This window comes from Klebsiella sp. BIGb0132 (assembly GCF_024810075.1).
Lineage (GTDB): Bacteria > Pseudomonadota > Gammaproteobacteria > Enterobacterales > Enterobacteriaceae > Klebsiella > Klebsiella terrigena.
The window spans coordinates 357,975-377,393 of record NZ_JANUDW010000001.1; the positions used below are offsets into that span (position 1 = coordinate 357,975).

Genomic DNA, 19,419 nt, shown 5'->3' on the forward strand with positions numbered 1-19,419 from the left:
TATCCCGATTCCTTCATTGTGGCATCCCGGCTGGGCCCAATTGTTTAAATTATAAAGAGTTCTTACAGTAAGCGGGTCATTTAATTACCGGAGTTTACCGATGAATATACCCGCAGCCGTCCAGCTTTTTTTTACCGCCCATGATGAAGATTCGATTGCCGAAGCGTTCACCGCCGACGCCGTGGTCCGCGATGAGGGTCATACCTACCGCGGACGTCAGGCCATTCGGGCATGGCGGATCGCGGCAAGAGCGCAGTATCAGTTCGTTGCCGAGCCCTTCGAAGCCCTGAGCCAGGACGATATCGTGACGGTACGCGCCAGGGTGAGCGGTAATTTCCCCGGCAGCCCGGTGGTGCTCGACTACCGCTTTCAGCTGGCGGATGCGCGCATCGCCCGCCTGGAGATTAAATAATGGCTGACTTTCTGACTTTCAGCGGCAAACGCGTGCTGATCACCTCCGGAACCAAAGGCGCCGGCGCCGCCACCGTCGCGCTGTTCAGCCAGCTCGGCGCGCGGGTGCTCACCTGCGCCCGCCATCCGCCCGCCGTCCCCTCGGAGGCGCTCTTTGTCAAAGCCGATCTGAGCGACGAGGCGGGCTGCGCCCTGCTGGCAAAGGGGGTACAGGAGCAGCTGGGCGGCGTCGATATTATCGTGCATATGCTGGGAGGCTCTTCCGCGCCGGCGGGCGGGTTTGCCGCGCTCGACGACGCGCAGTGGCAGCGGGAGCTGGCGCTTAATCTGTTTCCGGCGGTGCGCCTCGATCGGCTCCTGCTGCCTGAGATGCTCGAAAGACGGTCCGGGGTGATTATTCACGTCTCCTCCATCCAGCGGACCCTGCCGCTGCCGGAAGCGACCACCGCCTACGCCGCCGCCAAGGCCGCGCTATCGGTGTACAGCAAAAGCCTCTCCAAGGAGGTTTCGCCGGCAGGCGTGCGCGTGCTTAGCGTCTCCCCCGGCTGGATTGAAACCGAAGCCGCCGTCGGCTTAGCCAACCGGCTGGCGGCGCAGGCGGGTACTGACTACGCCGGCGGACAAAAGATCATCATGGACGCCCTCGGCGGCATTCCGCTCGGCCGCCCCTGCCGGCCAGATGAGATAGCCAATCTGATCGCCTTCCTGGCCTCCGAGCGCGCCAGCGCCATCACCGGCGCCGAGTACGTTATTGACGGCGGCACCATCCCAACCGTCTAAGCTCAGCGTGCGGGGAACGGCGCGCGTGGCGGCCTATTTGCCGGACGCCACGCGGCGGGTCGCAAACCAGAACATGAGCGCCAGCAGGCTGACGGCGGACCCCAGCAGGCACACCCCCTGCCATCCGGCGGCGGCGTATACCGCCGTCGTAGCGGCGGCGCCCATGCCGCTGCCGGCGGCATAAAACAGCATATAGAGGCCCACCAGCCGGCCGTGGGCTTCTGGCCGGGTGCGAAAAATCATACTCTGATTGGTCACGTGCAGCGCCTGGCCGCCCAGATCCAGCAGCACGATGCCGAGAAGCAGCGCCACCGGCGACCACGCCATCAGCGCCAGCGGCCACCAGGCGAGCAGCAGGATCGCCAGCGCCGCGGCGCTGGTGCGCTGCCCGTAGCCCCTGTCGGCCCACTTCCCGGCTCGGCCGGCGGCCAGCGCCCCGATAACCCCCACCAGCCCCAGGGCACCGATAGCGGTATGGGAGTAGCTATAGGGCGGCGCGCTCAGCGGCAGCACCAGCGCGCACCAGAAGATATTGAAGGCGGCAAACATCAGCAGCGCCAGCACGCCGCGAACCTGGAGTATTTTCTCCTGACGCAGCAGCGTCAGCATCGATGCCAGCAGCTGGGCATAGCTCAGCGGACTCCTTGCCGCAGCCAGCGCCGGCAGCCGTCGCCAGAGCGGCAGGGCAATACCCAGCATCAGCAGCGCGGCGCAGAGATAGACCCCGCGCCAGCCGACGAGGTCGCTGATGCCGCCGGAGAATACCCGCGCCAGCAGCAGGCCGATAAACACCCCGCTCTGGGCGGCGCCGACCACCCGCCCCTGCTCGTGCCTCCCGGCGGCGCTGGCGGCATAGGCAATCAGCCCCTGGGTCATCGCGGTGCCCAGCAGGCCTACCGCCAGCATGCTGACCAGCAGCATAAGCGCCGACGTTGCGGCGCTGACCGCCACCAGCGCGGCGATCAGCAGGATCAGCTGCGCGCCCATCAGCCGACGGCGATTTAGCCGATCGCCAAGCGGCACCAGCAGCAATAGCGCCAGCGCGCAGCCAATCTGGGTCGCCGTTACCACGCCGCCGACGGAGGCGTCGCTGATAGCAAACTCCCTCCCCAGGGCATCGAGCAACGGCTGGGCGTAATAGACGTTTGCGACGCTCAGGCCGCTGGCGATAGCGAACAGCCAGACCAGGCCTGCGGGCATAGCCGCGGCCGGGTCAGCGGGTGCCAGGGATGCAATGGATGCCTTCATGATTCTCTGCCTCACTAATCTGGTTTCAAAATAAAACCACTTGAAGGCTAGAGCATGTAGTTTTAAAATGCAACCACATTGCATCACGCCGAGGAGCGCGCATCGCGCGGCATAACATGATGAAAAACGAAACCTGTCCCGTCGCCCGCAGCGTGGATATTATCGGCGACCGCTGGTCGCTGCTGATCGTGCGCGACGCTTTTGATGGCATGAGCCGGTTTAGCGACTTTCAGCGCAGCCTGGGAATGGCGCGCAATATTCTCTCCGACCGCCTGCAAAAGCTGGTTGCCGCCGGCATCCTCAGAACCCAGGCCGCCTCGGACGGCACCGCGTATCAGGAGTATGTCCTGACGGAAAAGGGAGAGCGCCTGTTTCCCCTCGTGGTCGCGCTGCGTCAGTGGGGGGAGCGCTATCTTTTCGCCAGCGGCGAGCCACATTCCGTCCTGATCGATAAACGCACGCTGCAGGCGGTTCCGCCCATGGCGCCGACGGCCGAAGACGGTGCCCCGCTGTCGCCTTCGGCGACCGAGGTCCGCAAGGTGCAGGCGGACGGATAGCGGCCGGCGCCGCGCGTTTAAATATTCCGCCCGCTTATCAATGACCTGCTGCGAAAATAGCGCCCCAGCGAGAAAGCGCGGGGAAAAATAATTGAAATTCGTTATTTAACAGCCGTTTATATTCAACGTGTATAATTAGCGCTAAACTATTCAAATCAAATAATGAATATGGAGAACCGGCATGCGCGTACTCGTGGTTGAAGATAACGCTTTACTGCGCCATCACCTGAAAGTTCAGCTTCAGGAGTTAGGCCACCAGGTCGATGCGGCGGAAGATGCAAAAGAGGCCGACTACTATCTCGGCGAACACGTGCCGGATATTGCCATTGTCGACCTCGGCCTGCCGGATGAAGACGGCCTGTCGCTGATCCGCCGCTGGCGCAGCCACGAGGTGTCGGTGCCGGTACTGGTGCTCACCGCCCGCGAAGGCTGGCAGGATAAGGTCGAGGTGCTGAGCGCCGGTGCGGACGACTACGTCACCAAACCCTTCCATATCGAAGAGGTCGCCGCCCGCATGCAGGCCCTGCTGCGCCGCAACAGCGGCCTGGCGTCGCAGGTTATCTCCCTGCCGCCTTTCCAGGTCGACCTGTCGCGGCGCGAGCTGTCGGTCAACGAGCAGCCGATTAAGCTGACGGCGTTTGAGTACACCATTATGGAAACGCTGATCCGCAACCGCGGCAAAGTGGTCAGCAAAGATTCGCTGATGCTGCAGCTCTATCCTGACGCCGAGCTGCGCGAAAGCCACACTATCGACGTGCTGATGGGGCGTCTGCGCAAAAAAATCCAGGCTCAGCATCCGCACGACGTGATTACCACGGTGCGCGGTCAGGGCTATCTGTTCGAACTTCGCGGATGAAGGGTCCGCTACGGCATATTTTGCCGCTTTCCCTGCGCGTCCGCTTTCTGCTGGCGACGGCGGCCGTGGTGCTGGTGCTCTCGCTGGCCTACGGCATGGTCGCGCTGGTCGGCTATAGCGTCAGCTTCGATAAAACCACCTTCCGCCTGCTGCGCGGCGAAAGCAATTTGTTCTATATGCTGGCGAAGTGGGAAAACAACCGCATCGACGTTGATATCCCCGAAAACCTCAATATGCAGAGCCCGACGGTCACCCTTATCTACGACGCTAACGGCAAGCTGCTGTGGACCCAGCACGACGTCCCGTGGCTGACCAAACGCATTCAGCCGGAGTGGCTGAAGAGCAACGGCTTCCACGAAATTGAATCCGACGTCGACAGCACCAGCATGCTGCTGCGCAATAACCATGAGGTGCAGGAGGAGCTGGACGCGCTGCGCCAGCAGGACGATGGTTCCGAGATGACCCACTCGGTGGCTATCAATATCTATCCGGCAACCGATAAGATGCCGCAGCTGAGCATCGTGGTGGTCGACACCATCCCGGTGGAGCTCAAACGCTCCTATATGGTGTGGAGCTGGTTTATCTACGTCCTGGTCGCCAACCTGCTGCTGGTGATTCCGCTGCTGTGGGTCGCCGCGTGGTGGAGCCTGCGGCCCATCGAATCGCTGGCGAAAGAGGTCCGCGAGCTGGAAGAGCACCACCGCGAAATGCTCAACCCGAATACCACCCGGGAGCTGACGCGGCTGGTCAGCAACCTGAACCGCCTGCTGAAAAGCGAGCGCGAGCGCTACGACAAGTACCGCACGACGCTGACCGATCTCACCCACAGCCTGAAAACGCCGCTGGCGGTGATGCAGAGCACCCTGCGCTCGCTGCGCAGCGAAAAGATTGACGTCAACGCCGCGGAGCCGGTAATGCTCGAGCAGATCAGCCGCATCTCGCAGCAGATTGGCTACTACCTGCACCGCGCCAGCATGCGCAGCGGCGGAACCCTGCTCAGCCGCGAGCTGCATCCTATTGCCCCGCTGCTCGACAGCCTCACCTCGGCGCTGAATAAGGTTTATCAGCGCAAAGGGGTCAACATCACCCTCGATATCTCGCCCGAAATTAGCTTCGTCGGCGAACAGAACGACTTTATGGAGGTGATGGGCAACGTGCTGGATAACGCCTGTAAATACTGCCTGGAGTTTGTTGAAGTCTCCGTCCGCCAGGCGAACGATAACTACCTGCATATTCTGGTCGAAGACGACGGCCCGGGGATCCCGCACGGCCAGCGGAGCGTGGTGTTCGATCGCGGACAGCGCGCCGATACGCTGCGTCCAGGCCAGGGCGTAGGCCTCGCCGTCGCCCGCGATATCGTCGAGCAGTACGATGGCGATATTCTTACCGGCGACAGCCTGCTCGGCGGCGCCTGTATGGAGGTGATTTTCGGCCGCCAGCTGCCCGACGAGAGCGAAGGCTAACCGCCCTTCTCCTCCAATGACGCCTGCGTCCTGCGGGCGTCGCGGATCTCTGTGACCAGACGAACAAACGCTGCCAACAAAGAGGCAGTTTGAGGGATGGCGTGTATAATCCCAAACAGACACCTGCTGTGGAATATAAAAATGGATTATCAATTAACGCTTAACTGGCCTGACTTTATCGAACGCTACTGGCAAAAACGCCCGGTGGTATTAAAGCGGGGCTTTGCCAATTTCGTCGATCCCATTAGCCCGGATGAGCTGGCCGGACTGGCGATGGAAAACGAAGTCGATAGCCGCCTGGTCAGCCATCAGGACGGAAAATGGCAGGTCAGCCACGGCCCGTTCGAAAGCTACGATCACCTGAGCGAGAACAACTGGTCGCTGCTGGTGCAGGCGGTCAACAACTGGCACGAGCCGACGGCAGCGCTGATGCACCCGTTCCGCGCCCTGCCGGACTGGCGTATCGACGATCTGATGATCTCCTTCTCGGTTCCCGGCGGCGGCGTAGGCCCGCATCTCGATCAGTACGACGTGTTTATTATTCAGGGGACCGGACGCCGGCGCTGGCGCGTGGGCGACAAGGTGCCGATGAAGCAGCACTGCCCGCATCCGGATCTGCTGCAGGTTGACCCGTTCGAGGCGATCATCGATGAAGAGATGGAGCCGGGCGATATCCTTTATATTCCGCCGGGATTCCCGCACGAAGGCTATTCGCTGGAAAACTCGCTGAACTATTCCGTGGGCTACCGCGCGCCGAACGCCCGCGAGCTGTTCAGCGGCTTTGCCGACTATATCCTGCAGCGCGAGCTCGGCAGCCAGCGCTACGCCGATCCTGACGTGCCGTCGCGCGAGCATCCGGCGGATATTTTACCCGTTGAGCTGGATCGCCTGCGCGAAATGATGCTGGAGCTGATTAACCAGCCTGATCATTTCAAACAGTGGTATGGCGAGTTTATTACCCAGTCCCGTCACGAGCTGGACGTGGCCCCTGCGGAGCCGCCGTATCAGCCGGATGAAATTTACGACGCGCTGCAGCAGGGCGACAAGCTGGTGAGGCTCGGCGGACTGCGCGTGGTGCGCATTGACGGCGAAGTGTTCGTCAACGGCGAGAGGATTAACTCCCCGCATCGTCCGGCGCTGGACGCGCTGGCCATGCACCTGGCGCTCAACGCGGAGCACTTCGGCGATGCGCTGGAAGATCCGTCGTTCCTCGCGATGCTGGCGGCGCTGGTCAACAGCGGCTACTGGTTTTTCGAAGACTAAGCGAGCTTTCCCGGCCTGCGGGCCGGGCTACGGGCTGCGAGCACGCTGCCGGCAGCCCGGTTCAGCCGGGCGCTACTGTGCGCCCCGCTTTGCCGTCAGCTCGGCGATCCGCACGATAACCTGTACCGCCTTCTCCATCCCTTCCAGCGTCACAAACTCATGCTTGCCGTGGTAGTTATAGCCGCCGGTAAACAGGTTCGGGCAGGGCAAGCCCATAAAAGAGAGCTGCGCCCCGTCGGTGCCGCCGCGAATGGGCTTCATTTCCGGTTCGATATGGCAATCGACCATCGCCTGGCGGGCAATCTCCACGACGTGCGGATGCGCGATCACTTTTTCATGCATGTTGTAGTAGCTGTCTTCAATCACCAGCTCGATATAGCAGTCCGGATGCAGCCCTTTGCCGACCTTTTTGGCGATCTCCATCATCCTGCGCTTGCGGGCTTCAAACTGCTTGCGGTCAAAATCGCGGATAATATAGTGCATCTCGGCGCGGTCAACGCTGCCCTTGATAGTCGACAGGTGGTAAAAGCCTTCATAGCCTTCGGTGGTTTCCGGCGCCTCATCGGCCGGGACTTCGGCATGAATTCTTGCCGCCAGCGACAGGGCGTTAACCATCACCCCTTTGGCGGTGCCGGGGTGAACGTTATTGCCGACGATTTTGATGGTCACCGAGGCGGCGTTGAAGTTTTCAAACTCCAGCTCGCCGACGCCGCCGCCGTCAACGGTATAGGCCCAGCGCGCGTCGAAGGCGGCAACGTCGAAGTGCTTCGCCCCCTTCCCCACCTCTTCGTCGGGGGTAAACGCCACGCGGATATCGCCGTGGGGAATATTTTTCGCCTTCAGCGTCGCCAGCGCGGTCATAATCTCGGCAATGCCGGCCTTATCGTCCGCCCCGAGCAGCGTTTTGCCATCGGTGGTGATCAGCGTTTGCCCCAGCAACTGATGCAGCACCGGGAACATCACCGGCGAGAGCACCTCGTCGCCGATGCCGAGGGCGATATCGCCGCCGCGGTAGTTTTCGACAATTTGCGGGCTGACGTGCTTGCCGCTGAAGTCAGGCGCGGTATCGACGTGGGAGATAAAGCCGATGGGCGGAATATCCCCCGCCACGTTCGCGGCCAGGGTCCCCATCACCGTCCCTTTCTCGCTTAGCGTCACGTTAACCAGCCCCATTTCTTCCAGCTGCGCCTGCAGCAGGCGCAACAACTTCCACTGCCCTTCCGTGCTCGGAACCTGACGCACGCCGGCCTTCGACTGCGTGTCTAAAGAAACGTACTGTAAAAAACGCTCAAGCAATTTATCCATGTGGCCACCCTCATCTTTTGTGACAACATTATTGATAAGCCCGAAAAGACAAATATTGCGTCAGGTCATTTTTAACCCGGCAAACAGGAATTTAATACATTAACTCGCGTAATGTTGTAAAGGTAAGCTATCTGCAGGCGACAAGGATTGGCGATCGGTAACCTTTGCCGTAGAATGCTTGCCCTTATTAATTATGTGCAGCCCCAAAGGTGGTTAACCACAAACCCCGCATCGGTAAGCCTTCCGCTGCGTCTACACGGGACAGAGTCAAAAATTGAATATACAACCGCGTTCACGTTCTCCGCTGGTTCAGCTGGCGGGAATTGGTAAAAGCTTTGATGGCAAAACGGTTATCGCCGATCTGAATCTGACCATCAATAACGGTGAGTTTCTCACTCTGCTTGGCCCTTCTGGCTGCGGTAAAACAACCGTTCTCCGCCTTATTGCCGGGCTGGAAAATGTCGATAGCGGACACATTCATCTCGAAGACCACGATATCACCCACGTTCCGGCGGAAAACCGTCACGTCAATACCGTCTTTCAAAGCTACGCCCTGTTCCCGCATATGACGGTATTCGAAAACGTCGCTTTCGGCCTGCGGATGCAAAAAACGCCGGCGGCGCAGATAGCGCCCCGCGTCGTCGACGCCCTGCGCATGGTGCAGCTGGAGGAGTTTGCCCAGCGCAAGCCGCACCAGCTCTCCGGCGGCCAGCAGCAGCGCGTAGCCATCGCCAGAGCGGTGGTCAACAAGCCGCGCCTGCTGCTGCTCGATGAATCCCTCTCGGCGCTGGACTACAAGCTGCGCAAGCAGATGCAAAACGAGCTCAAAGCGCTCCAGCGCAAGCTCGGCATCACCTTCGTCTTCGTCACCCACGATCAGGAAGAGGCGCTGACGATGTCCGACCGCATCGTGGTGATGCGCGATGGCAAAATTGAGCAGGACGGCACCCCGCGCGAAATTTACGAAGAGCCGAAGAACCTGTTTGTTGCCAGCTTTATCGGCGAGATCAATATCTTTAGCGCGACGGTGATTGAGCGCCTCGACGAGCAGCGCGTTCGCGCCTGCGTTGAGGGCCGCGAATGCAATATCTACGTTAACTTTGCCGTTGAGCAGGGGCAGTCGCTGAACGTCATGCTGCGTCCTGAGGATCTGCGCGTCGATGAGGTTCACGACGCCAGCGAAGCCGATGGCCTGATAGGCTATATCCGCGAGCGCAATTACAAAGGCATGACCCTCGAATCGGTGGTCGAACTGGAAAACGGCAAAATGGTGCTGGTCAGCGAATTCTTTAACGAGGACGATCCCGACTTTGACCACCCGCTTGATCAGAAAATGGCCATCAACTGGGTCGAGAGCTGGGAGGTTGTACTGGCTAATGAAGAACACCAGTAAATTCCAAAGCGTGGTGATTGCCACCATCGTCAGCTGGCTGGTGCTGTTTGTTTTCCTGCCCAACCTGATGATTATCGGCACCAGCTTTTTGACCCGCGACGACGCTAACTTCGTCAAATTGGTCTTTACGCTGGATAACTATGCGCGCCTGCTGGACCCGCTCTATTACTCGGTGCTGCTGCACTCGCTGAATATGGCGCTGATGGCGACGCTCGCCTGCCTGCTGCTCGGCTACCCCTTTGCCTGGTTTCTCGCCAGGCTGCCGGAAAAGGTCCGTCCGCTGCTGCTGTTTCTGCTGATCGTCCCGTTCTGGACCAACTCGCTGATCCGCATCTACGGGCTGAAAATCTTTCTCAGCACCAGGGGCTACCTCAACGAGTTTCTGCTGTGGCTGGGGGTTATTGAAACGCCTCTGCGCATTATGTACACCCCGTCGGCGGTGATTATCGGCCTGGTCTATATTCTGCTGCCGTTTATGGTGATGCCGCTCTACTCCAGCATTGAGAAGCTGGATCGCCCGCTGCTGGAAGCGGCGAAGGACCTCGGCGCCAGCCGGCTGCAAACCTTTATCCGCATTATTATCCCGCTGACCATGCCGGGGATTATTGCCGGCTGCCTGCTGGTGATGCTGCCGGCGATGGGGCTGTTCTACGTCTCCGACCTGATGGGCGGCGCGAAGAACCTGCTGATCGGCAACGTCATTAAGAGCCAGTTCCTCAATATTCGCGACTGGCCGTTTGGCGCGGCCACCAGCATTACGTTAACCCTCGTGATGGGCCTGATGCTGCTGATTTACTGGCGCGCGGCAAGGCTGCTTAACAACAAGGTGGAGCTGGAATGATCGGTCGACTGCTGCGCGGCGGTTTTATGACCGCCATTTACGCGTATCTCTACATTCCCATTATTATTCTGATCGTTAACTCGTTTAACAGTTCGCGCTTCGGCATCAGCTGGCAGGGGTTTACCACCCATTGGTATAGCCTGCTGATGAACAACGACAGCCTGCTGCAGGCCGCGCAGCACTCGCTCACCATGGCGGTGCTGTCGGCGACCTTTGCCACCCTGATCGGTTCGCTGACCGCCGTTGCGCTCTACCGCTACCGCTTTCGCGGTAAGCCCTTCGTCAGCGGAATGCTGTTTGTGGTGATGATGTCGCCGGATATCGTGATGGCGATCTCCCTGCTGGTGTTGTTTATGCTGATTGGCATTCAGCTGGGCTTCTGGTCGCTGCTGTTCTCGCATATCACCTTCTGCCTGCCCTTCGTGGTGGTGACGGTGTTTTCGCGGCTCAAGGGGTTCGACGTGCGGATGCTGGAAGCCGCGAAGGATCTCGGCGCCAGCGAGTTAACCATTTTGCGCAAGATAATCCTGCCGCTGGCGCTGCCGGCGGTGGCGGCGGGATGGCTGCTGAGCTTTACGCTATCGATGGATGACGTCGTGGTGTCATCGTTCGTCACCGGACCGGGCTACGAAATACTGCCGCTGAAGATCTACTCGATGGTCAAAGTGGGCGTGTCGCCGGAGGTGAACGCGCTGGCAACCATCCTGCTGATTCTGTCGCTGGTGATGGTTGTCGCCAGCCAGCTTATTGCCCGCGACGGTACCAAAGGCTCACCCAAACGGGCCTGATTACTGCAGCCGGTTCGGGCCTCGTCCCGGACCGGCAACTACCATAGCCTGCTGAACAGGCTTAAACCAGGGGACGTTAAATGAAAAAATGGTCACGCCACCTGCTCGCGGCGGGTGCTCTGGCAGTCGGGATGAGCGCCGCGCACGCGGACGATAGCAAAACGCTCTATTTCTACAACTGGACCGAATACGTGCCGCCGGGGCTGCTGGAACAGTTCACCAAAGAGACCGGGATCAAGGTTATCTATTCGACCTACGAGTCGAATGAAACCATGTACGCCAAGCTCAAAACCTATAAAGACGGCGCCTACGACCTGGTGGTGCCGTCGACCTATTTCGTCGATAAGATGCGCAAAGAGGGCATGCTGCAGAAGATCGATAAGAGCAAGCTAACCAATTTCAGCAACCTCGATCCGCAGATGCTGAATAAGCCTTTCGACCCGAATAACGACTACTCCATTCCCTATATCTGGGGCGCAACGGCGATCGGCGTAAACAGCGACGCCATCGACCCTAAAACCGTGACCAGCTGGGCCGACCTGTGGAAGCCCGAGTACAAAAGCAGCCTGCTGCTGACCGACGATGCCCGGGAAGTGTTCCAGATTGCGCTGCGCAAGCTGGGCTACTCCGGCAACACCACCGATCCGCAAGAGATTGCCGCCGCGTATAACGAACTGAAAAAGCTGATGCCAAACGTCGCGGCGTTCAATTCCGATAACCCGGCGAACCCCTATATGGAAGGGGAAGTGAATCTCGGCATGGTATGGAACGGCTCGGCGTTCGTCGCTCGCCAGGCCGGGACGCCGCTGGAGGTGGTATGGCCGAAAGAAGGCGGCATCTTCTGGATGGATAGCCTGTCGATTCCGGCCAATGCCAAAAACGTCGACGGCGCGCTGAAGCTTATCAACTTCCTGCTGCGCCCGGACGTCGCCAAACAGGTTGCCGAGACCATCGGCTATCCGACGCCGAACCTCGCCGCGCGCCGGATGCTCAGCCCGAGCGTTGCCAACGATAAGTCGCTCTACCCGGATGCGGAAACCATCCAGAAAGGCGAATGGCAGAACGACGTCGGCAGCGCCAGCACCCTGTACGAAGAGTATTATCAAAAGCTTAAGGCCGGTCGTTAATCCCGCGGCTCGCGCATCAGTATCTGGCCGAATTCGGCCCGCAGCTGATTCTTCAGAACCTTGCCGGTGGCGCTCACCGGCAAGGCATCAATGAAAACGATGCGGTCCGGTACCTGCCATTTCGGCACCCGCTGCTGGTACCACGCCAGCAGCGCCTGCTCCTCGACCTCTCCCCCTTCCGCCCTGACGCACAGCAGCACCGGACGCTCATCCCAGCGCGGATGCTGCGCGGCAATCGCCGCCGCGCTGCGAATCGCCGGGTGGGCAAGGGCAATATTTTCCAGCTCCACCGTTGAGATCCACTCCCCGCCGGACTTGATAATGTCTTTGGCCCGATCCTGAATCGTCAGATAGCCGTTCGCATCGACGGTGCCGATATCGCCGGTATCAAACCAGCCGTCGTCGGTGAGCGCCGTTTCGCTGCGACCAAAGTAGCTGGCCACCACCCAGTGACCGCGGACCTGCAGATACCCGCGGCTTTCGCCATCGTCGGGCAGCGGCTCTCCGTCAACGTCCACCACCCGCAGATCGATGCCAAAGATAGCCCTTCCCTGCCCCTCGGCCACCCGCTGGCGCTGCGCCTCGGTCAGCGCCTGATGTTTACCCAACGGCGTATTGATGGTGCCGATGGGCGACGTTTCGGTCATCCCCCAGGCGTGGATCAGCTCGATACCGTAGTCGCGGCGAAACGCCTCCGCCATCGAGGGAGGCAGCGCGGAACCGCCGACGAACGAGCGTTTAAAACAGGGCAGGCGGATATCCGATTTACGCAGCGCCGCCAGCAGTCCGGCCCAAATCACCGGCACGCCAAAGGCCACGCTGACCCGCTCGGCGCTCAGCAGCCGCAGCAGGCTCTCGCCGTCGAGATGCGGCCCCGGCAGCACCAGCCGCGCCCCGACCATCGCGGCGATAAACGGCGTTCCCCAGGCGTTGACGTGAAACATCGGCACCACCGGCAGCAGGGAGTCGCAGGCGGAGATCCCGGCGGCATCGGGCTGATTGCCGCTCAGCGCGTGCAGCACCAGCGAACGATGGGTATTGAGCACCCCTTTGGGTTTCCCCGTGGTGCCCGAGGTGTAGCACAGAGATGCGGGAGTGGTTTCGCTCAGCGCCGGCCAGTCGTAGCCGGGATCCCCTGAGGCCAGCAGCTCATCGTAAAACAGCAGCGAATCGAGCTCGCTGAGCGCCTCTTCGCTGCGGGCTTCCATCAGCACAAAGTAGCGCACGGTGGTCAGATGGGGTCGCAGCTGGCGCAGCAGCGGCAGGAAGGTGGCGTCAAAAAACAGCACCTGGTCCTCAGCGTCGTTGATGATAAACGTCAGGTGCTCAATCGACAGCCGCGGGTTGAGGGTATGGGTAACCCGCCCTCCCGAGCCGATGGCGAAATAGATCTCCAGATGACGGCGATTATTCCACGCCAGGGTAGCGCAGCGGGCGCCGGCGGGGATGCCCAGCCGATCGACGGCAGACGCCAGGCGGCGCGCGTTATCCGCCACCGCTCCCCAGCTGCTGTACTCCCTCTCCCCGTCCGTGGACACGGAGACGATTTCGCTATCGGCATGATAGCGCGCCGCGTGATTGATTAACGTTCCGGTGGTTAAATCCTGATACATCATCGATGGGTGCATGGCAGGTTCTCCGCGGCGTTGGCGCGCTTTTCGGGCAAAAAAAAGCGCCGATACGGGCGCCTTAGGGGATGATGCAAATTTTCGGTTTCGCGGCCAGCGATCAGGCGCGCACGGGATGCGCCCGCGATTTAATCAACGCATCTTCCACGTCAAAATCGCTCAGCGGGTAGTTCGTCGCCACCATATAGAAGCGGCCATCCTGGGCTGGATATTCGTGGACGTTGTAATTCACCGTTCGCGGCTGGGTGCCGGAGGCTTCTTCAGCAGGGGAATGGGCATGATTCGCCAGCGGGTATTTCGAACGCACTTCCAGACGGTGGGTTTTAACGCCGCTGTAGATCTCGCCGTGATGTTCATCCCCGAGGATCAGGTAGTCAAAATACTCTGTGCGCATGCTTACACTCCCTTTCTGTTGCAAGAATGTAAGAAGATGTCATAAAAGAGCACGCAATACTGTTTTCCCTGTCACATCATCGCATCAATTCCACAACCTCAGACGATAATGCCGGGAGCGCCCCGAGCGGCAATACGCCGGAGGGCGCTACCCGGTAACGCCCTCCGGCCCTGAGATCCGCGTCGCGCGATCAGAGATCTTTGAGCAGCTGGTCGATAAACTCCGGTACCACCTGGCTTGCGAGGCCATAGCGTTTTTCGGCAAACTCGCTGCCCACCTGGCTCGGCTCAAGGTTGAGCTCAACCGTATGCGCCCCCTGCAGGCGAGCCTCGTGAACGAAGCCCGCCGCCGGATAGACGTGCCCGGAAGTGCCGATGGCGATGAAAATATCGGCATCAGCCAGCGCGCTGTAAATGTCGTCCATTCCCAGCGGCATCTCGCCAAACCAGACCACGTGCGGGCGCAGCGGCGCCGGGAACTGGCAGCAATGGCACTTGTCGTCCACGTTGACGTCCCCGGTCCACTCCAGCACCTGTCCGCTCCACGAACAGCGCACCTTCAGCAGCTCGCCGTGCATATGGATAACCCGGCGGTTGCCGGCGCGCTCGTGCAGGTTATCGATATTCTGCGTCACCAGCACAAAGCGATCCCCCAGCGCCTCTTCCAGCCGCGCCAGCGCCAGATGCGCGGCGTTAGGAGCGATATCCTGCCCCTGCAGCTGACGACGGCGGGCGTTGTAAAACGCCTGCACCAGCGCGGGATCGCGGGCAAAGCCTTCCGGCGTCGCCACGTCTTCCACCCGATGTTCTTCCCACAGGCCGTCGGCCGCGCGGAAGGTTTTAATCCCCGACTCAGCGGAAATGCCTGCGCCGGTGAGCACCACTACCCTGGGTTTTTCCATCGTTTCCGGAGCCACCTTATCCTCTTTAAAGAAAATTCGCTGACGCAGTCGCTCGCGCAGGCGTCGTTTATTGCGGCGAAAACGGCTCAATCGATGTAAGCGGCGCGACAACATAGCTACCTCTGTGATTAATCAGTCAAATGAAGGAAGGCCGCACCGCGCATTCCTCCCGCATCGCCGTGGCGCGCCCGCTCAATCCGAGGCACCCGGGCAACGGGAAGTAAGTGACGCGGCAGGCGCTGCGCCAGCCCTTCGGTTATTGCAGTAAAGTTAGACAATCCTCCGCCAACTACCAGCAGATCCGGGTCAACGATGGTTAAAATATTCCCCAGACACACCGCCAGCAGATCAAGATAACGCTCGACGTGGGCGCGCGCTTTTTCATCGCCCTGCTGCCACAGCGCGACGATTTCGGGTGAGGTCAGGGATTGGTGATAAAAGTGCTGGTACAGCCAGGCAAAGCCGCGGCCGGAAAGGTAGTTTTCGATGCAGCCCAGCTGGCCGCAGCCGCAGCGGGTCAGCGGAAAGTCACGCCCCACCACCTCCAGGGCATCCACCGGCAGGCGGATATGGCCAAATTCGCCGGTGATATAGCTATGTCCGCTAATCGATTTGCCGTTGAGGATCAGGCCGCCGCCTACGCCGGTGCCAAGAATCAGCCCCATCACCAGCGGATAGCGGGTAAACTCGTCGTCCCAGGCTTCCGAGAGCGCAAAACAGTTGGCGTCGTTATCCAGACGCACTTCACGCCCCAGCCGGGCGCTGAGGTCGGCGCGCAGCGGTTTACCGCTGGCGGCAGGCACGTTTGCGGCGTACAGAGTGCCGTCCGCGGTCTCCGGCATTCCCGGAATGCCGATCCCGACCGAGCCCTGACAATCGAAGCGGGCGTCCGCCTCAAGCACCAGCGCCTCTACCGCCTGGAGAAAATCTTCATAACTGTCCTGCGGAGTGGCGACGCGCTTTTCCCACTGCAGCCGCCGCTCCTTGTTAAATACGCCCAACGCAATCTTGCTGCCGCCAATGTCAAATCCGTAATACATTTCAGCAATTCCTCTTTCTAACCCTGCGCTTCACCTTGCAAAATGAAGCGCATTAGCGGGTCATGACGATAAATTACTGGCCACTCAGCACCCTCGCCGGGTCAATGCGGCTGGCGCGGCGGGCGGGATACCAGCTGGCCAGCAAACTCAGCAACAGTGCCGTCACCAGCACGTAAATGACGTCCAGCCAGTGCAGTTCAGACGGCAGGAAGTCGATAAAATAGATGTCGCCGGAGAGGAATTTATGCCCAATCAGGGCTTCAAGGCCGTTAATAATCGACGTCAGCTTCAGCGCGCAAACCACGCCAATGGCGACCCCGATCAGGCTTCCGACCGAACCGGCAAGTAAACCATACCATACGAAAATCGCGCGGATCAGGCCGTCTTTCGCGCCGAGCGTGCGCAGTACCGCAATATCGCTGCTTTTATCTTTCACCGCCATCACCAGGGTGGAGACGATATTAAAGCAGGCAACGCCGATAACCAGCACCATCGCGAGATACATAATGGCGCGGATCATCTGGATATCGCGATACATATAGCCGTAGGTGCCGATCCAGCTCTTGATATAGACGTAGCTGTTGGTGACTTCACCGGCGTCGCGCACCAGGGTGTTGGCGTGGAAGACGTCGGTAACTTTAATCGCGATCCCGGTGACGCTGCTGCCCATATCCAGATACTGCTGAGCATCCGGCATCGGGATCATGGCGAAGCTGTGATCGAGCTGGCCGCTCAGCTGCAGGATCCCGGTGACGTGCAGCCTGACGCGTTTCGGCTGCAGCAGCTGGTGCTCGGCGTCGGAGTTCGGGATCATTATCGATACCCAGTCGCCCTGCTTAACGTGCAGCGCATCGGCGACGCCCTTGCCTAAAATAATCTGCTGCTCGCCGGGCTTAAAACCGGCCCAGGCGTTGTTCTGCACGAAGGTCGGCAGCGAGCTCAGGCGGCTCTCCTGCTGAGGATCGACGCCCTTGACCTGAATGGCGCGCATGTTGCTGCCGCTCTCCACCAGCCCGGTAAAGTTGATATAGGGTGCCGCCGCAACGATGCCCTTGACCTTCTCAACCTTCGCCAGCGCCTCGTTCCAGTTGCTCCAGGGCTGCTTAACCGGCTCGATTTCCCCGTGGGGAACCACAGCCAGAATGCGGTTATTGAGCTCGCGCTCAAAGCCGTTCATAGCGCTCAGGCCGACGATCAGCACCGCCACGCCCAGCGCAATGCCGACGGTCGAAATCACCGAAATAAGCGATACCATGCCGCCGCGTCGACGGCCCCGGCTAAAGCGCAGGGCGATCAATAGGGATAACGGAGAGGCCATTACTCGGCCCCCATCAGGGTCAGTTCCGCGTTCAGGTGGCCATCACGCATCTCCAGCTGACGGTTCATCCGTTTGGCCAGCTGCAGATCGTGGGTCACCACCAGGAAAGCGGTGCGCTGCGCGATATTGAGCTCGCCCAGCAGCTGGAAGATGCTGTCGGCATTGCGGGCGTCAAGGTTACCGGTCGGCTCATCTGCCAGCACCAGCCGCGGCTTGTTAACCAGCGCACGGGCAATCGCCACGCGCTGGCGTTCGCCGCCGGAGAGCTCGGACGGACGGTGGCTGCTGCGGTGCTCAAGGCCAACCGCGCGCAGCATCTCTTTTGCCTGGCGTTCGATATCGGCCGCCTTCTGCTTGCCGATCAGCAGCGGCATCGCCACGTTTTCGAGGGCGGTGAAATCCGGCAGCAGGTGGTGGAACTGATAGATAAAGCCCAGCTCGCGGTTGCGCAGGTCGGCGCGGGCCGCGGCGGAGAGCTGGCTCATCGGCTGGCCGGAGAAAATAACGTCGCCTGAGGTCGGCGTATCAAGGCCGCCGAGCAGATGCAGGAGCGTACTTTTGCCGGAACCCGAGGTGCCGACAATCGCCATCATCTCGCCCTCTTCAATGCTGAAGCTGACATCGTGCAGTACATCCGTTTGCACGTTGCCTTCCTGATAGCGTTTGCACAGATTGTCGCATTGCAGCAGGATCTTATTCATAACGTAAAGCCTCAGCGGGTTGGGTGGCGGCAGCGCGCCAGGAAGGGTACAACGTTGACAACAGTGCCAGCACCATCGCCACCAGCGCAATCATCGTCACCTGCAGCGGTTCGATGGCAACCGGCAGCGCGGCGCCGTCAAGAAACGCGCCGATAATCGGCATCAAATTGTTCAGCTGGCTGGCGAGCAGCACGCCGAGCAACGCGCCGAGCAGCGCGCCGACGATACCGGCGCTGGCGCCCTGTACCATAAAGACCAGCATAATCTGCCGCGGCGTCAGGCCGAGGGTTTGCAGAATCGCCACCTCGCCCTGTTTTTCCATCACCATCATCCCGAGTGAGGTGATGATATTAAAGGCCGCCACCGCCACAATCAGGCTCAGCAGCAGGCCCATCATATTTTTTTCCATCCGCACGGCCTGGAACAGCTCGCCCTTGCGCTCGCGCCAGTCCTGCCACTTCGTGCCTTCAGGCAGGGTTTGCTGGCTGAGCGTATCCACCTGCAGCGGCTGATTCAGCCACAGGCGCCAGCCGGTAATATTTCCCAGCGGGTAGCGCATCAGGCGCGACGCGTCGTCAATATTGGTCAGCATCTGGTAGCCGTCGACTTCACTACTGGCGGCGAAGGTGCCGATAACGTTAAACAGGCGCTGGCTCGGCACGCGGCCCATCGGCGTAAACTGGCTGGCGGACGGCACCATCACGCGGATCTGGTCGCCGCGATTAACCCCGAGCTGGCCGGCCAGCTGCTCGCCGAGAATAACGTTATATTTCCCGGCCTGCAGGTCGCTCTGCTTGACGTTAACGAGGTACGGCGTCAGCGGATCTTTTTGCGCCGGGTCGATGCCGAGCATCACCCCAACCGCGACGCTGCGCGCGCTTTGCAGCACCACGTCGCCGGTGGTCAGCGGCGCGACCCGGCTGACGCCCTGCAGCTTGACGGCGCTTTCCGGCAGCGTTTGCGGATTGATTGAGCCCTGCTGGGCGCTAAGAATGGCCTGCGGCATCAGCCCCAGGATGTTGTTCTGCAGCTCGCGTTCAAAGCCGTTCATCACCGACAGGACGGTCACCAGCGCCATCACGCCGAGCGTAATGCCAATGGTTGAAAGCCAGGAGACGAAACGACCGAAGCGGTCAGCTGCGCGCCCGCGCATGTAGCGAAGGCCGATAAAGAGTGCGGCAGGTTGGTACATGTATTCCATCTGGTTGCTGATAGCCGATGCACGAGTATATATGTCATAGCACAACGCGTAAATCACTGAAACGGTAAGTTTTTGTCGCCAGGCGGAGAAAAAGTAAAGATAAATCAATCGGATATTTGATATGTCAGTTCTTATCTATCAGAATCTTTCCCCGCAAACGAACATCCTTTTGTCATTCGGGTTGGCGAATTAAGGCCAATCGCG

At 60.2% G+C, this 19,419-nt stretch carries 19 protein-coding genes; 10 read left to right on the forward strand and 9 right to left on the reverse strand.

Annotated features, from left to right (window positions below):
- Positions 1–100: 100 nt before the first annotated feature.
- Positions 101–412 carry a nuclear transport factor 2 family protein gene (locus M2416_RS01625; protein ID WP_076945233.1) on the forward strand — a complete coding sequence of 104 codons (312 nt, stop codon included), beginning with the start codon at positions 101–103 and terminating at the stop codon, positions 410–412.
- A complete protein-coding gene (locus M2416_RS01630) occupies positions 412–1,191 on the forward strand; it encodes an SDR family oxidoreductase (protein ID WP_076945232.1) in 780 nt (259 codons plus the stop codon). Before M2416_RS01625 ends, M2416_RS01630 begins: the two co-directional genes overlap by 1 nt.
- A 33-nt stretch (positions 1,192–1,224) precedes the next feature.
- On the opposite strand, the gene M2416_RS01635 is transcribed toward M2416_RS01630, so the two are convergent.
- Positions 1,225–2,439, reverse strand: coding sequence for an MFS transporter (locus tag M2416_RS01635; protein WP_259221766.1), 1,215 nt, complete (start codon positions 2,437–2,439; stop codon positions 1,225–1,227).
- A 116-nt stretch (positions 2,440–2,555) separates the two neighbouring features.
- On the opposite strand from M2416_RS01635, the gene M2416_RS01640 reads away from it, so the two are divergent.
- The 4 genes from M2416_RS01640 (at position 2,556) to M2416_RS01655 (ending at position 6,578) form a co-directional block, all read left to right on the forward strand.
- Complete coding sequence (locus tag M2416_RS01640) at positions 2,556–2,996, forward strand: winged helix-turn-helix transcriptional regulator (RefSeq protein WP_259221768.1); 441 nt, start codon at positions 2,556–2,558, stop codon at positions 2,994–2,996.
- A gap of 181 nt (positions 2,997–3,177) precedes the next feature.
- Positions 3,178–3,852 carry a two-component system response regulator PhoP gene (phoP, locus tag M2416_RS01645; RefSeq protein WP_041145006.1) on the forward strand — a complete coding sequence of 225 codons (675 nt, stop codon included), beginning with the start codon at positions 3,178–3,180 and terminating at the stop codon, positions 3,850–3,852.
- The gene (gene phoQ / locus M2416_RS01650; protein ID WP_041145005.1) at positions 3,849–5,315 is read left to right on the forward strand and encodes a two-component system sensor histidine kinase PhoQ; all 1,467 of its coding nucleotides are present in this window, start codon (positions 3,849–3,851) and stop codon (positions 5,313–5,315) included. The genes phoP and phoQ overlap by 4 nt, the downstream gene beginning before the upstream one ends.
- Positions 5,316–5,456: 141 nt before the next feature.
- The gene (locus tag M2416_RS01655; protein WP_259221771.1) at positions 5,457–6,578 is read left to right on the forward strand and encodes a ribosomal protein uL16 3-hydroxylase; all 1,122 of its coding nucleotides are present in this window, start codon (positions 5,457–5,459) and stop codon (positions 6,576–6,578) included.
- A 72-nt stretch (positions 6,579–6,650) separates the two neighbouring features.
- Here M2416_RS01655 and pepT read toward each other — a convergent pair whose 3' ends face one another.
- A complete protein-coding gene (pepT, locus tag M2416_RS01660; protein ID WP_076945228.1) occupies positions 6,651–7,883 on the reverse strand; it encodes a peptidase T in 1,233 nt (410 codons plus the stop codon).
- Positions 7,884–8,157: 274 nt separating this feature from the next.
- Between pepT and potA the strand changes: the two genes are divergently transcribed.
- The 4 genes from potA to potD all read left to right on the forward strand — a co-directional run bounded on the left by potA (position 8,158) and on the right by potD (position 12,032).
- Positions 8,158–9,276 carry a spermidine/putrescine ABC transporter ATP-binding protein PotA gene (potA, locus tag M2416_RS01665; protein ID WP_133597518.1) on the forward strand — a complete coding sequence of 373 codons (1,119 nt, stop codon included), beginning with the start codon at positions 8,158–8,160 and terminating at the stop codon, positions 9,274–9,276.
- Complete coding sequence (potB, locus tag M2416_RS01670) at positions 9,260–10,117, forward strand: spermidine/putrescine ABC transporter permease PotB (RefSeq protein ID WP_259221773.1); 858 nt, start codon at positions 9,260–9,262, stop codon at positions 10,115–10,117. The genes potA and potB overlap by 17 nt, the downstream gene beginning before the upstream one ends.
- The gene (gene potC / locus M2416_RS01675; RefSeq protein WP_041144996.1) at positions 10,114–10,905 is read left to right on the forward strand and encodes a spermidine/putrescine ABC transporter permease PotC; all 792 of its coding nucleotides are present in this window, start codon (positions 10,114–10,116) and stop codon (positions 10,903–10,905) included. The genes potB and potC overlap by 4 nt, the downstream gene beginning before the upstream one ends.
- Positions 10,906–10,985: 80 nt before the next feature.
- Positions 10,986–12,032: a spermidine/putrescine ABC transporter substrate-binding protein PotD gene (gene potD, locus M2416_RS01680; RefSeq protein ID WP_259221775.1), complete on the forward strand. Its 1,047-nt coding sequence runs from the start codon at positions 10,986–10,988 to the stop codon at positions 12,030–12,032.
- Here potD and M2416_RS01685 read toward each other — a convergent pair.
- From M2416_RS01685 to lolC, 7 genes are all read right to left on the reverse strand, one after another.
- Entirely contained in the window at positions 12,029–13,660 is a 1,632-nt protein-coding gene (locus tag M2416_RS01685) for a long-chain fatty acid--CoA ligase (RefSeq protein ID WP_259221776.1), read from the reverse strand. The genes potD and M2416_RS01685 overlap by 4 nt on opposite strands.
- Before the next feature lie 100 nt (positions 13,661–13,760).
- Complete coding sequence (locus tag M2416_RS01690; protein ID WP_115193145.1) at positions 13,761–14,054, reverse strand: hypothetical protein; 294 nt, start codon at positions 14,052–14,054, stop codon at positions 13,761–13,763.
- 190 nt (positions 14,055–14,244) lie between these two features.
- Positions 14,245–15,069 carry a Sir2 family NAD+-dependent deacetylase gene (gene cobB, locus M2416_RS01695; RefSeq protein ID WP_115193146.1) on the reverse strand — a complete coding sequence of 275 codons (825 nt, stop codon included), beginning with the start codon at positions 15,067–15,069 and terminating at the stop codon, positions 14,245–14,247.
- Positions 15,070–15,083: 14 nt separating this feature from the next.
- Complete coding sequence (nagK, locus tag M2416_RS01700) at positions 15,084–15,995, reverse strand: N-acetylglucosamine kinase (RefSeq protein ID WP_259221777.1); 912 nt, start codon at positions 15,993–15,995, stop codon at positions 15,084–15,086.
- 73 nt (positions 15,996–16,068) lie between these two features.
- Entirely contained in the window at positions 16,069–17,313 is a 1,245-nt protein-coding gene (gene lolE, locus M2416_RS01705; protein ID WP_259221778.1) for a lipoprotein-releasing ABC transporter permease subunit LolE, read from the reverse strand.
- Positions 17,313–18,014 (reverse strand): lipoprotein-releasing ABC transporter ATP-binding protein LolD, encoded by a 702-nt coding sequence (gene lolD / locus M2416_RS01710; protein WP_041144989.1) that lies wholly within the window; start codon positions 18,012–18,014, stop codon positions 17,313–17,315. The genes lolE and lolD overlap by 1 nt, the downstream gene beginning before the upstream one ends.
- A complete protein-coding gene (gene lolC / locus M2416_RS01715) occupies positions 18,007–19,206 on the reverse strand; it encodes a lipoprotein-releasing ABC transporter permease subunit LolC (protein WP_132510967.1) in 1,200 nt (399 codons plus the stop codon). The genes lolD and lolC overlap by 8 nt, the downstream gene beginning before the upstream one ends.
- Positions 19,207–19,419: the final 213 nt, after the last annotated feature.